At 67.7% G+C, this 13065-nt stretch carries 11 protein-coding genes; 9 read left to right on the top strand and 2 right to left on the bottom strand.

The features are described from left to right. The first annotated feature begins 40 nt into the window (after window positions 1-40). On the top strand, window positions 41-649 hold the full coding sequence (locus tag RRU_RS01215; RefSeq protein WP_011387984.1) for a hypothetical protein: 609 nt from the start codon (window positions 41-43) through the stop codon (window positions 647-649). A 15-nt stretch (window positions 650-664) separates the two neighbouring features. Here RRU_RS01215 and asnB read toward each other — a convergent pair whose 3' ends face one another. Further along, window positions 665-2641 (bottom strand): asparagine synthase (glutamine-hydrolyzing), encoded by a 1977-nt coding sequence (asnB, locus tag RRU_RS01210; RefSeq protein ID WP_011387983.1) that lies wholly within the window; start codon window positions 2639-2641, stop codon window positions 665-667. A gap of 363 nt (window positions 2642-3004) precedes the next feature. Here asnB and RRU_RS01205 point away from each other — a divergent pair, with 363 nt between their 5' ends. The 6 genes from RRU_RS01205 (at window position 3005) to RRU_RS01180 (ending at window position 8600) form a co-directional block, all read left to right on the top strand. Then, complete coding sequence (locus RRU_RS01205; RefSeq protein WP_014625896.1) at window positions 3005-4177, top strand: glycosyltransferase family 4 protein; 1173 nt, start codon at window positions 3005-3007, stop codon at window positions 4175-4177. A gap of 59 nt (window positions 4178-4236) precedes the next feature. Further along, entirely contained in the window at window positions 4237-5139 is a 903-nt protein-coding gene (gene bla / locus RRU_RS01200; RefSeq protein ID WP_011387981.1) for a class A beta-lactamase, read from the top strand. After that, entirely contained in the window at window positions 5136-5474 is a 339-nt protein-coding gene (locus tag RRU_RS01195; RefSeq protein ID WP_011387980.1) for a DUF1491 family protein, read from the top strand. The genes bla and RRU_RS01195 overlap by 4 nt, the downstream gene beginning before the upstream one ends. 116 nt (window positions 5475-5590) lie before the next feature. Continuing rightward, a complete protein-coding gene (locus tag RRU_RS01190) occupies window positions 5591-6931 on the top strand; it encodes an MFS transporter (protein WP_011387979.1) in 1341 nt (446 codons plus the stop codon). A 23-nt stretch (window positions 6932-6954) separates the two neighbouring features. Beyond that, on the top strand, window positions 6955-7629 hold the full coding sequence (locus RRU_RS01185; protein ID WP_011387978.1) for a YfbR-like 5'-deoxynucleotidase: 675 nt from the start codon (window positions 6955-6957) through the stop codon (window positions 7627-7629). After that, window positions 7626-8600 carry a lysine-2,3-aminomutase-like protein gene (locus tag RRU_RS01180; protein ID WP_011387977.1) on the top strand — a complete coding sequence of 325 codons (975 nt, stop codon included), beginning with the start codon at window positions 7626-7628 and terminating at the stop codon, window positions 8598-8600. The genes RRU_RS01185 and RRU_RS01180 overlap by 4 nt, the downstream gene beginning before the upstream one ends. Before the next feature lie 17 nt (window positions 8601-8617). Here the strand turns inward: RRU_RS01180 and RRU_RS01175 are convergent, their stop codons facing one another. Beyond that, window positions 8618-10222, bottom strand: a complete 1605-nt coding sequence (locus RRU_RS01175) for a polyphosphate--AMP phosphotransferase (protein ID WP_011387976.1) — start codon at window positions 10220-10222, stop codon at window positions 8618-8620. 446 nt (window positions 10223-10668) lie between these two features. On the opposite strand from RRU_RS01175, the gene gap reads away from it, so the two are divergent. Next, window positions 10669-11676 (top strand): type I glyceraldehyde-3-phosphate dehydrogenase, encoded by a 1008-nt coding sequence (gene gap, locus RRU_RS01170; protein WP_011387975.1) that lies wholly within the window; start codon window positions 10669-10671, stop codon window positions 11674-11676. A gap of 94 nt (window positions 11677-11770) precedes the next feature. Next, entirely contained in the window at window positions 11771-12964 is a 1194-nt protein-coding gene (locus RRU_RS01165) for a phosphoglycerate kinase (protein WP_011387974.1), read from the top strand. Window positions 12965-13065 lie beyond the last annotated feature (101 nt).

Here is a 13065-nt window from a genome sequence, read left to right as displayed (position 1 = left end):
CCCGCCCCGGTTCCGGGGCCTTGCCCTCGCGGATGGTCCGATGCGTTTGTTTCGCCTGTTAGTGCCGATCGCGCTGCTGATGAGCGCCTGCGCTGCGCCGCCGCCGCCCGATCCCATCGCGCCGCTGCCCGAAGAACCGTGGCTGACCGGCCCGCCCGAACCGACCCAAGTGATCGGCTCGGATTTGAGCCGCCTGCTGCTGGCCGTGCCACCGGCCGCCGACCGTGGCCTGCGCTACAAGGGCCTGAACGCCCGCTATCTGTTCGCCCAGCAACTGGATGGCGGGGCGATCTATTACGCCCGCTACGCCAAGGCCTATCACATCCCCGAAGGCACCGACGCCGGCGCGCTCAGCGACCGGCTTTACCGCACCGTTCTGGCCGAGCGGGTGGGCATCGCCCCCAACGCGGTGCGGCGATCAACCCGCGAGTTGCCCTTTGGCCCGGCCGAGGTGGTGGAAGCCCACGGCCCGGCCCTGGCCTGCGCCGCCTTTTTCGCCCCCTTGCGCGTTGGCAAGGAGGCGCGGCCCGGCACCGATGACGCCTATCTCCACGGCGCCTATTGCGCCCCGCCCGAAGGCGGGGCTTTAGGCGGCGATCCCTGGGCCGGGCTGGAAAAGGTCCTGCGCTCGGCAGTCTTGCGCGAATAGAGGGACCCGGCGATATCAGGCGGCGGTGAAGGCGCCGGCGCTTTTCCAGTGGTGATGCCAGGAAAGCGCCGAAAGCACCGGCCACAGCCGGTCGTGGGTGTCGCGCCGCCCGGCCAGATGATCAAGCCACCAGCGGCGCACCGGCGCCGGATCGATCAACCCTTGAACGGCCATCGTCTGCGGATCAAGCAAATCCTCGGCCCACCCACGCAAGGGGCCGCGCAACCAGGCGGCCAGCGGCACGCCAAAGCCCATCTTCGGCCGTTCGATCAGGGCGCGCGGCACATGGCGATGGAGCACCCGGCGCAGCAGCCATTTGCCCTGGCCCTCGCGGATCAGCATCTCGGGCGGCAGACTCCAGGCGAATTCCACCACCCGGTGATCAAGCAGCGGCACCCGCGCCTCCAGCCCATAGGCCATCGACGCCCGGTCGACCTTGGTCAGGATGTCGTCGGGTAGATAGCCCTTGGCGTCGAGCAGGCGCATGCGGTCAACGAAGCTATCGACCCCCTCGGCGGAGGCGGCGTACCAACGCTCCTCGGCGGCCAGCGACACCCCGGCCAAGGGCACCTCGGCGGACGGCATGGCGCCGACCAGGGTGCGATAGAGCGCCTCGGGGCTGCGGGCGCGCAGCAGGCGGGCGATCTTGGCCGGCTTGTCGGCGGCCTGGGGCGGCCGGCGGCCGGCGGGCAGCAGACCCACCGCCCGCTGCCAAAAACCCGGCGACGGCGCCTCGATCAGCGCGGCGCCGAGATCGCGGCCGACGGTCGGGATCCGTTGCGCCAAGTCCCATAGCCGCTGGCCCTGAACATGGCGGTTATAGCCGGCGAACAGCTCGTCGCCGCCATCGCCCGACAGGCTGACCGTGACCTCGGATCGCGCCAGTTTCGAGACCAGCAGGGTGGGGATCTGCGAGGCGTCGGCGAAGGGTTCGTCATACCAGCGCGGCAAATCGCCCACAATCGCCGGCACCTCGTCGGGCGAGACCACCAGTTCGCGGTGATCGGTTCCCAGATGGCGGGCGACGGCGGCGGCATGGACGGATTCGTCCCACCCCTCCTCGGCGAAGCCGATCGAGAAGGTCTTAACCGGGCCGCTGGCCACCTTGCGCATCAGGGCGACGACGGTGGAGCTGTCCACCCCCCCCGACAGGAAGGCGCCGACGGGCACATCGGCGATCAACCGCCGGCGCACGGCATCAAGCAGCAGGCTTTCCAGGTGCTCGACCGCCAGGGAAGCGCTTTCGGGGCGGGCCGGCTGGGATCGGGCCTGGGCGACGCCACGGGCGGCGACCTCCTCAAGCGACCAGAACACCTCTTCCGAGCGCCGGCCATCGGCTTCGAAGCGCACCACCGTTCCCGGCGCCAGTTGGCTCACCCCCTTGAAGATCGAGCGCGGCGCCGGCAGGCACGACAGCCGCAGCATCGCCGCCAGCCCTTCGCGGTCGACCTCGCCCCGCCAGGAGGGATGGGGCATCATCCCCTTGGGCTGCGAGGCAAACAGCAGCGTGCCGCCATGGTCGGCGACGTAAAGCGGCTTGATGCCCAAACGGTCGCGCCCTAGGGTCAGCCGGCGCTCCTTGCGGTCCCACAGGGCGAAGGCGAACATGCCGATGGCGCGCCGCAAGGTGGGCACCACCCCCCAGCGGGCGAAGCCTTCCAGCAGAACCTCGGTGTCGGAATGGCCGCGAAAGACGATACCGGCGGCTTCAAGCTCGGGGCGCAGCTCGGCCGCGTTATAGATCTCGCCGTTATAGGCCAGGGCGAGGCGGCCATCGGCCGAGACCATCGGCTGCTGGCCGGCGGGCGACAGATCGACGATCGACAGCCGCCGATGGCCCAAGGCCAAGCCGGCGTCCTCATCGACCCAGGCGCCATCGCCATCGGGTCCGCGATGGGCCAGGGCCCCGGCCATGCGCAGCACCAGCGCGGTCATTTCGCCCCGGCCGCGCCCGTCACCGCCCCGCGTCCAATAGCCCGTCAGCCCGCACATCCGGCCTCTCCCTTTGCCAAGACCCCGGGCGCGGGCGATTTTTCGCCAAACGTGCCGCGTGATCCACAGTTACCCCCCAGCGGCGGCGCGGGGCCATGATGGGCCTTGGTTTTCCCGCCCGCCGCGTCAGGGCCGCGACTATGGGGCAGCCCCGTTTCCCCCGCAAGATCGGCCGCTCATCGCCCTCGGGCGAAAACCGCCTTCCCCCTGCCCCCTTCGCTGCGTTTTATCGTAGGATGGGGAAGCGCTGGAAAAGCGCCGGCCCGGCCCCATATCCGCCTCTCGTGCCGCCCCTACAGTGTTCTATCGGATGACCGTTCCAGGAGTTTCCATGGTTGCCTTCCCGTCGCGTCGCGGCCGCCGATGACCGTCGCCTTTTACGCCCCCCAGAAAGCGCCCGACGATCCGGTCCCCTCGGGCGATCGCCAGCTGTCGCGATTGATGATGGCGGCGATCAACCGCATCGGCCGGCCGACCCTGCTCGCCTCGCATTTCCGCAGTTTCGATAAAACCGGCGACGCCGACCGTCAGGCCCGCCTCGCCGCCCTTGGCCCCCGGGTCGCCGAGCGGCTGATCGGCCATCTGCGGAGCCTGCCGCCGACGCGCCGCCCCGATCTGTGGTTCACCTGCGCCCCCTCGGCCCGGGCGCCCGACTGGCTGGGTCCGCCGGTGGCCGAGGCCCTGGGCATCCCCTATGTCATCGCCGAGGCCGGCTTCGAACCGGCCAGCGTCGAGGGACCGTGGAGCCTGGGCGGGCGCCAGATGAGCCGGGCCCTGGCCCAGGCCGGGCGGGTGATCCGCCTCAATGGCGGCGATCCGGCCCAGCTTGCGCCGATCGTGCCCGATAGCCGCCGTTTGGCCTCGCTTCAGCCCTTCATCGACACCGCCCGCTTCAACGATGTCGATGCCGACGCGGTGCGCGAGGCGATGGCCAGATCCCATGGCCTGGATCCCGGCCGGCCCTGGCTGCTGGCCGTGGCGATGATGCGCTCGGGCCGCAAGGTCGCGTCTTATCGCCTGCTCGGGCGCGGCCTGCGCCATGTGCCGGGGCGCTCGTTCCATCTGCTGGTGGCCGGCGACGGTCCGGCGCGGCCCGAGGTCGAACAGGCGCTGAGCCCTCTCAAGCCCTTGTATCTGGGGGAACTGGGGCCGCAGCGGCTGGTGCCGCTTTATGCGGCCTGCGACCTGTTGGTCTGGCCGGCGCTTGGCGAGTCGTTCGGCATGGCGCTGCTCGAAGCCCAGGCCGCCGGGGTGCCGGTGGTCGCTGGCCAGTCGGGCGCCGCCTCGGTAGTCCATGACGAGAAGACCGGCTTGATCGTGCCCGAGGGCGATGCCGACGCCCTGGCCGAGGCGGTGGCCTTCCTGCTGCTCAATCCCGGCCTGCGCCATACCATGGGCCGACAGGCGGCGTGGTGGGTGCAGCGTGAACACAGCCTGGAAGCCGCCGCGTGGCGCTTGCAGTCGCTGCTTCAGGATCTCGCCCCCGCCGGAGACGGCGGGTCCTCTCCCGCCGAAGCCGCCGGACCCGCGCGATAAGCGGGCTGACCGTCGCGTCCCCTTATCGCGCCTCCCTTGTCTCGTGATTTGGATCCCCTATGCGAAAGACCGTCACCCGCCGCGACTTCTCGGTCCTCATCGGTTCCCTGGTGGCTTCGGGGCTGATCGCCCCTGCGGCCATCGGGCAGGAGGCGGGGCCCGCCGAAGACGCCCTGACCGCCCGGCTGATCGAGACCGAACAACGCCTGGGCGCCCGCCTCGGCGCGACCATCCTTGATACGCACACCGGCCGGAACTGGCGCTATCGGGCGGGTGAACGCTTTCCCCTTTGCAGCACCTTCAAGGTCATCGCCTGCGGCGCGCTGCTGGCCCGGGTCGATGCCGGCACCGAAGACCTGAGCCAACGCGTCACCTTCCCCGAAAGCGCCGTCGTGGCTTATTCCCCGGTGACGAAAGGCCGAGGCGAGGCGGGGATGACTCTGGCCGAAATCTGCGAGGCGGCCATCACCCGCAGCGACAACACCGCCGGCAACATCCTTCTCGATCGCCTGGGCGGCCCGGCGGGCGTGACGACCTTCGCCCGCGCCCTGGGCGATACGACGACCCGACTCGATCGCCGGGAGACCGACCTCAACGAAGCCACGCCGGGCGATCCCCGCGACACCACCACCCCCGAAGCGATGGCCAAGCTCATGGCGACCCTGGTCTTGGGCAAGGGCTTGTCGGTGACCTCGCGCGATCGGCTGACGAATTGGCTGCTCGCCAATAAGACCGGGGAGGCGAAACTGCGCGCCGGCCTTCCCAAGGACTGGCGCATCGGCGACAAGACCGGCGGCGGCGATCATGGAACGATGAACGATGTCGCGGTGGTTTGGCCCCCCGGCCGCCAACCGCTGATCATCGCCCTTTATATGACGCAGACCACGGCGTCGTTTGAAGATCGCAATCGGGCGATCGCCGATATCGGCCGGACCCTCGCCGCCGTGGTGACCCAGCCATGAGTGATCCGCGCCTGAAAACCCATGTGCTGGCCCAGGCGATCATCCGCCGCTGCGCCGTTCGCGGCACCCCGGCCTTTCTGATCCGCCGGGGCGATGCCGACGCCGGGGCGCTGTTTCTCAAGCTCAACAGCCTTCAGGGCCGCTGCGTCGTGCTGTCCCAGGCGCGCACCGGCGCCGGGGCGGCGGCCTGGATGCGCGCCACCGGCCCCGAGCCGGTCGACGAGGCGACGGCGGACGCCTATCTCGCCCGCCAGCAACGCTATGACGGCGATCTGTGGGTGGTCGAGATCGAAGACCCCGCCCTGGTGCCGCCGGTCGACGAACCGATTCTTTAAAAATCGCGCCGTCGGAGTGCACGAATCCCATTGACGCGCCGACGGCGCCAGCCGACTTTCTCGGCCTCCCGGGTTCCTGGTTTTCATCCCCCCGCGCTCCGCGAAAGGTGGCAGCGATGTTCGGCGTTCTGGCTTCCGTATCCCCGCTGGTTGGCGGGGTTGGCGTTCTGCTGCTCGGCGGGGCATTGCTCAACACCTTGCTGGGCGTGCGTCTGGCCGACATGGGGGTGGGGGCGACGGTTTCCGCTCTGGTCATGGCCGCCTATTACGCCGGATTGATCGGCGGGGCTTTGGGCTCGGCCAAGCTGCTTGGCCGTATCGGCCATATCCGCAGCTTCGCCGCCCTGGCGGCGCTGTTCTCGGCGGCGACCCTGGCCCACGCCTTTCTGGTCGATCCCTGGAGCTGGGCGGTCCTGCGCCTGATCGAGGGCTTCTCGATGGCCGGGCTGATCACCTGCACGGAAAGCTGGCTGAATATGCGGGCCACCGAACGGACCCGGGGCACGATTTTTTCGGTCTATATGATCGCCACTTATTTTTCCCAGGGCATCGCCCAGTTCCTGCTGACCTTTGGCGATAGCGCCGCCGGGGAAACCGGCGGTTTTCGGCTTTATGCCCTGGTGGCCATCCTGACCACGCTGTCGCTGGTGCCGATCGCCGTCACCCGCATGCCCGCGCCCGAGCAGATCGACACCACCAGCCTGAGCCTGCGCAAGCTTTACAAGATCTCGCCGACCGGGGTCTTCGGCTGCCTGACCAGCGGCATGACGCTGGGCTCGTTCTATTCTTTGGGGCCGTTGTTCGCCCGCGAGATCGGCTTCGATCTGGCCCAGGTCGCCACCTTCATGAGCGCGGTGATCATCGGCGGACTGATCTTGCAATGGCCGCTCGGCCGGCTGTCGGACCGTTTCGATCGGCGGTTGATCATCATCGGCGCCTGTCTGGCGGTCGCCGTGACCTGTCTGGCCCTGGGCTTTGGCCAGTTGTCGGGCCTGCCTTTGGCCAGCGGATCGATCCATCAGGCGTTTTTGGGGGTCTCGGTGCTGTTTGGCGCCCTGGTAGCCACCCTTTATCCGGTGAGCGTCGCCATCGCCAACGACCGTCTGGCCCCGGCCGAAATGGTCGCCGCCAGCGGCGGATTGCTGTTTTCCTATAGCCTGGGGGCGATGATCGGTCCGCTGATCGCCTCGTCGGTGATGGAGGGCGTCGGCCCCGGAGGATTGTTCCTGTGCAGCGCCGCCATCGCCACGCTGATGGCCCTTTATACGCTGCGCCGCATCCGCTTGCGCGATCCCGCCCCCGAAGACGAACGGGTTCCCTTTCAGATCGTCACCAACCCCCTGCCGATGGCCAGCGCCGGCGTCGATGTGCGCAGCGATATCGACGATCGCCAGATGAGCTTCGCGTTTTCCGACTCCGCGACCACCGCCGCCCCGCCGCATTCCGAGGCGGCCTGAGCCGCCCAAGGAAAGGTCCGCCGATGGCCCCCCGCCCCCCCCCCGATGGCGCCCCGAAGCCGACCGACCCGGCCCTTCACGCCCGGCTGCGCGCCCAGGCGCCGCGCACCTGGCAACGCATGCTCTCGGGCCGGCGCCTTAATCTGATCGATCCCTCGCCCATCGATATCGAGATCATCGATATCGCGCTGGGCCTGTCGCGCAACACCCGCTGGAACGGCCAGACGATCGGCGCCCACGGCTGGTCGGTCGCCCAGCATTCCCTGCTGGTCAGCGCCATCGTCGCCGACCGCCTGGGCGCCCAGGCCGATCCCCGGTTGGTGATGACGGCGCTGCTGCACGATGCCAGCGAATATGTCACCCATGATCTGATCACCCCGCTCAAGGCGGCGGTCGGCGATGTCTTCAAGGAACTGGAAGATCGCCTGATGTGCGCGGTTCACCTGCGCTTCGGCCTGCCCGCCCGCCCCGCGCCCGAGGTCAAGGCGCTGATCAAGACCGCCGATTGGATCGCCGGGGCGACCGAGGCCGTTCAACTGGCCGGCTTCACCGCCCGCGAGGTGAAATCGGTTCTGGGCATCGCCGAAAAGCCCCTGCGCGACGTCACGTTGGTTCCGCTGCCCGTCGCCGAGGCCCAGGCCCGGTTCCTCGAGGCCTTCCACCGCCTGGAAGCCGCCATGGAGTCTTCGTCGCGATGACCGCCCCCCCCTCCTTGCGATCGCTTACCGATCTGGCCGAAGCCGGGCTGATCGCCCCCGAGCGGCTGGCCGAACTCGCCCCGGTGGTCGCGCGCTATGCCCTGGCGATCCCCGCCGGCCTTGCCCAGGCCATCGCCGAAGCCGGCCCCGACAGCGCGCTTGCCCGCCAGTTCGTGCCCAGCGCCGCCGAACTCACCACTTTGCCCGAGGAGATCACCGATCCGATCGGCGATCACGCCCATAGCCCGGTCAAAGGGCTGGTGCACCGCTATCCCGACCGCGTCCTGCTCAAGCCCGTTCACGCCTGCCCGGTCTATTGCCGCTTCTGCTTTCGCCGCGAGCATGTCGGCCCCGGGGGCGAAAGCCTGTCGGAGGCCGAGATGGCCCGCGTCCTCGCCTATATCGGCGATCACCGCGAAATCTGGGAGGTGGTGCTGTCGGGCGGCGATCCGATGATCCTGTCGGCGCGCCGCCTGGACGCGCTGCTCGGCGCCTTGGAGGCCATTCCCCACATCGGATCGCTGCGCATCCACAGCCGGGTGCCCGTTCTGGATCCGGCGCGGATCACCCCGGCGGTGATCGCCGCCCTGCGCCGAAGCAAGCCGGTATGGCTGGTCATCCACGCCAATCACCCCGATGAATTCACCGCCGCGGCCCGGGCCTGCGTCGCCAGTTTGGCCGATGCCGGGGTGCCTTTGCTCAGCCAAAGCGTGCTGCTCAAGGGCGTCAACGACGATCTCGCCACCCTCACCCGCCTGATGCGGACCTTCGTCGCCAACCGCATCAAGCCCTATTACCTGCATCAGACCGACATGGCCCCGGGCACGGCGCATTTCCGCACAAGCCTTGACGAAGGCCGCGCCCTGGTCGCCGCCCTGCGCGCCACCGCCTCGGGCCTCTGCCAGCCGACCTATGTGCTCGACGCCCCCGACGGCCCGGGCAAGCGGCCGATCGATGTCGCCTGGGGATAGAGGGCCGCCTCTTTCTCCTAATGATGGCCCGACTTGTCTTTGTCTTTTTCCTTGCCCAGGCGCTTTTCCAGGGCCTCGCAGACGGTGCGCAGGATTTTGACGCGGGCGTGGCGTTTGTGGTTGGCCTCGACCAGGGTCCAGGGCAGTAGCGAGGTGCTGGTCTGTTCGACCATCTCGTTCACCGCCTCCTCGTAAAGGGCCCATTTTTCGCGGTTGCGCCAATCCTCGGCGGTTAGTTTCCAGCGCTTGAAGGCGATGGCCTCGCGGGCCTGGAAGCGGGCGAATTGTTCCTCGGGGGTGATGTGCAGCCAGAATTTGCACACCACCATGCCGTGATCGATCAACTGTTCCTCGAAATCGCGGATTTCCGTATAGGCGCGGTGCCATTCGCTGTGGGTGGCATAGCCTTCCACCCGTTCGACCAGCACCCGGCCGTACCACGAGCGATCGAAGATGGTGAAGCGACCGGAGCGGCTGATATGGCGCCAGAAGCGCCACAGGTAATGCTGGGCGCCTTCCTCGTCGGTGGGGGCGGCCACCGGGACCACCTGGAAATTCCGCGCATCAAGCGCCCCGGTCAGCCGGCGGATGGCGCCGCCCTTGCCGGCGGCGTCCCAGCCCTCGAAGACCAGAACCGTCGAGACTCCGGCCAAACGGGCGCGCCGGGCCAGCAGGGCAAGCCGGCCCTGCTCGACCGCCAGATCGCGCTCATAATCCTTCTTTGACAGATCCAGGCTCATATCCAGGGTCTGCAAGACCGAGGGCAAGCCCGCTTCCAGCTCGAGCAGGGCCGCGTCCACCTGCTCGGAAACGTTCTGGTCGGCCGGATTTCCGCTGGTCAAGGCCGCCGCCGGCTCTGCGGCTTCGTCGACATCGACGGCGGGCATGGTGGCCACCGCCTTGACCGCGGCGCGCTGGCTCAGATGGCGGCGGATGGAATCACGCAGCGCCTTGAGCACGGTGACCGAGCGATAGCGCTCGTCCAGCCCCTCGACGATATGCCATTGCGCCGGCAAGATGCTGGTGCGTTGGATCAGCCGTTCGGCGGCATGAATGAATGAGTCATAGCGGTGCCAATGCTCCCAATCGGTGGGGGTGACCCGCCAGCTTTGCAAAGGATCCTTTTCCAGTGCCTTAAGGCGCTTGCGCTGGGCGTCCTTGCCCAGATGCATCCAGAATTTAAGGATCAGGGCCCCATCGTCGGCCAGGGTCCGCTCGAAGGCCGTCACCCGTTCCAGGGCCTCGTCGAAGGCCGGCAGATCCAAGGTGCCGATCGCCCGCTCCATGAAGGGCCGCGAATACCACGACGACAGGAACAATCCGACCTGTCCCTTGGCCGGCAGGTCGCGCCAGTAGCGCCAGAACTCGGGGCGCTCGCGTTCCTCGTCGGAGGGCGGACCATAGGCGCGGGTGACGATCCAGCGCGGATCAAGCCACTCGGTGATCAGATTGATGCTTTCGCCCTTGCCGGCCTTATCAACCCCGGCGAACAGCACGATCACCGGAAAATCGGCGCTCAGCAGTTTCTGCTGAAGATCAAGCAGTTCGATACGGAGCGGATCGGCTAGGCGCTCGAATTCTTCCTTGGAAACCGTGCGTCCCAATTCGGCAGTGCGAAACATGGCCTTAAGCCCCCCTCGCCCGGGAAAGCGCTCGCGGGCTCGACAAACTAGATCAATCCCGCCCCCGGGGAAACGGCCTTGCCCGGCCAATGATCCCGCGACCTTCCATTCGACCCTTTGAACAGCCTTGCCGGCGGCATCGGCTCCAACGCTCAAGACGATCGTTTCCTGCGCGCGGGGGTGGGAATTCGCCGCATGCTCTGCTAGGGTCGCATCGGCTGCGGGACAGGTCTCCATCACAGGCGACATCGTCGCGCGCCACCCCTTCGGCTTGCGTCGCCCAGCGCCAAAGGGGCCGCTCCCGGCAGGCTCGGACAAGACGGGATCTCCCGGCTCCGACTCCCTCCGGCGCAGCCGCCCCCCGCCCGGGCGAACCGCTTTTCCGTAGAGACCGGCGGGCGCGTTCCCGTGCCCCCGGGAAAGCCAGACCTTATGGAGGATACGACATGGCTGTTCGTGTAGCGATCAACGGTTTCGGCCGCATCGGCCGCCTCGTGCTGCGCGCCCTGGTTGAATCGGGTCGCAAGGATGTGGAGGTGGTGGCGATCAATGACCTGGGATCGCCGGAAGCCAATGCCCATCTGATCAAGTTCGATTCCGTCCACGGCGTGCTGCCCGGCGACGTGTCGGTCAGCGGCGACGTGATGACCATCGCCGGCACCCCGGTGAAGGTTCTGGCCGAGCGCGATCCGACCAAGTTGCCCTGGGGCGACCTGAACATCGACATCGTCATGGAATGCACCGGCATTTTCTCCGACCGCGAGAAGGCCAAGGTGCATCTCGAAGCCGGCGCCAAGCGCGTTCTGGTTTCGGCGCCGTCGAACGGCGCCGATCTGACCGTGGTTTACGGTGTCAATCACGACAAGCTGACCAAGGACCATCTGGTCGTTTCCAACGCGTCGTGCACCACCAACTGTCTGGCCCCGGTGGCCCAGGTGCTTCATTCCGTGTTCGGCATCGAGCACGGCTTCATGACCACCATCCACTCCTACACCGGCGACCAGCGCACCGTTGACACCCTGCACAAGGACCTGCACCGGGCCCGCGCCGCCGCCGTGTCGATGATCCCGACGACGACCGGCGCCGCCAAGGCCGTTGGTCTGGTTCTGCCCGAACTGGCCGGCAAGCTTGACGGCACCTCGATCCGCGTGCCGACCCCCAACGTCTCGGTCGTCGATCTCAAGGTCGTGCTGTCCAAGACCGCCACCGCCGAAGCCATCGGCGCGGCGATGAAGGAAGCCGCCGCCGGCAAGCTCAAGGGCGTTCTCGGTATCAACGAGCTGCCGCTTGTCAGCATCGACTTCAATCACAACAAGAACAGCTCGACCTTCGATCTGCCGCAGACCAAGGTCGTTCAGGGCACCTTCGCCCGCGTCCTGTCGTGGTACGATAACGAATGGGGCTTCTCCAACCGCATGCTCGACACCGCCGTCGAGATGGGCAAGCTGATCTAACGACGGCCCACCCGACCATGCTATCCGGCCGCCCTTGCGCAAAAAGGGCGGCCGGGTTTTCGAGCGCACCACGAAAAGACGGGGAAAACGACCGATGGCCAGCTTCAAGACGATTGACGACCTGGATGTGAACGGCAAGCGCGTGCTGGTGCGCGCCGACCTCAACGTGCCGATCCGCGATGGTGTGGTCACTGATACCACCCGCATCGACCGCTCGGCCGAAACCATCCTGGCCCTGGCCAGCAGGGGCGCCTGCGTGGTCGTCTGCTCGCACTTCGGCCGCCCCAAGGGCAAGCGCGTTCCCGAGATGAGCCTGAGGCCGATCGTCGAGCCGCTGTCGCGGGCCCTGGGCGGCGTTCCGGTGGCCTTCGCCGAGGATTGCGTCGGTCCGGCCGCCGAATTGGTGGTCAATGGTCTGGCGCCGGGCGAAGTCGCCCTGCTTGAAAACCTGCGCTTCCACGACGAAGAAGAAAAGAACGATCCGGCCTTCGCCCAGAAGCTGGCCGATCTGTGCGATCTCTACGTCAACGACGCTTTTTCGTCGGCCCACCGCGCCCACGCCTCGACCGAATATATCGCCCGTCTGGTGCCCGCTGCCGCCGGCCGGCTGATGCAGGCCGAGTTGGAGGCCCTGGGCAAGGCGCTGGATAATCCCGAACGCCCGGTCGCGGCCATCGTCGGCGGCGCCAAGGTCTCGACCAAGCTAGAGCTGCTCGGCAATCTGGTGTCCAAGGTCGATATGATCATCATCGGCGGCGGCATGGCCAATACCTTCCTCTTCGCCCAGGGCATCGAGATCGGCGCCAGCTTGTGCGAGAAGGATATGGCCGATACCGCCCGCGCCATCCTTGAAAAGGCCGCCGCGGCGAAGTGCGAGATCGTGCTGCCGATCGACGCCGTGGTCGCCTCGGCCTTCAAGGAAGGGGCCGAAAACCATGTGGTGGCGATCGATGCCGTGCCGGCCGACAAGATGATCCTTGATGTCGGCCCGCAAACCGCCCAGGCGGTGATCGCCAAACTCGGCGAGTGCAAGACCCTGGTGTGGAACGGTCCCTTCGGCGCCTTCGAGATCAAACCCTTCGACGCCGCCACCAATACGGTGGCCCAGGCCGCCGCCCAGGCGACCGCCGAGGGCCGGCTGCTGACCGTGGCCGGCGGGGGCGATACGGTCTCGGCCCTGGCCAATGCCGGGGTGGAAGACAAGTTCTCCTATGTCTCGACGGCCGGCGGCGCCTTCCTGGAATGGCTGGAGGGCAAAACGCTGCCGGGTGTCGCCGCCTTGCTGTAGGGCTCGCCCCGCGATCGCTACCGAGCCGGCGTCGCCAACGCCGGCTCTTTTTTCTTGGATCGCCCCTCCTTCGCTTCGGGGGGGAACCCATATGTCCGTTT

The organism is Rhodospirillum rubrum ATCC 11170 (genome assembly GCF_000013085.1).
Taxonomy (GTDB): domain Bacteria; phylum Pseudomonadota; class Alphaproteobacteria; order Rhodospirillales; family Rhodospirillaceae; genus Rhodospirillum; species Rhodospirillum rubrum.
This window is presented reverse-complemented; position numbering and strand designations above follow the sequence as displayed.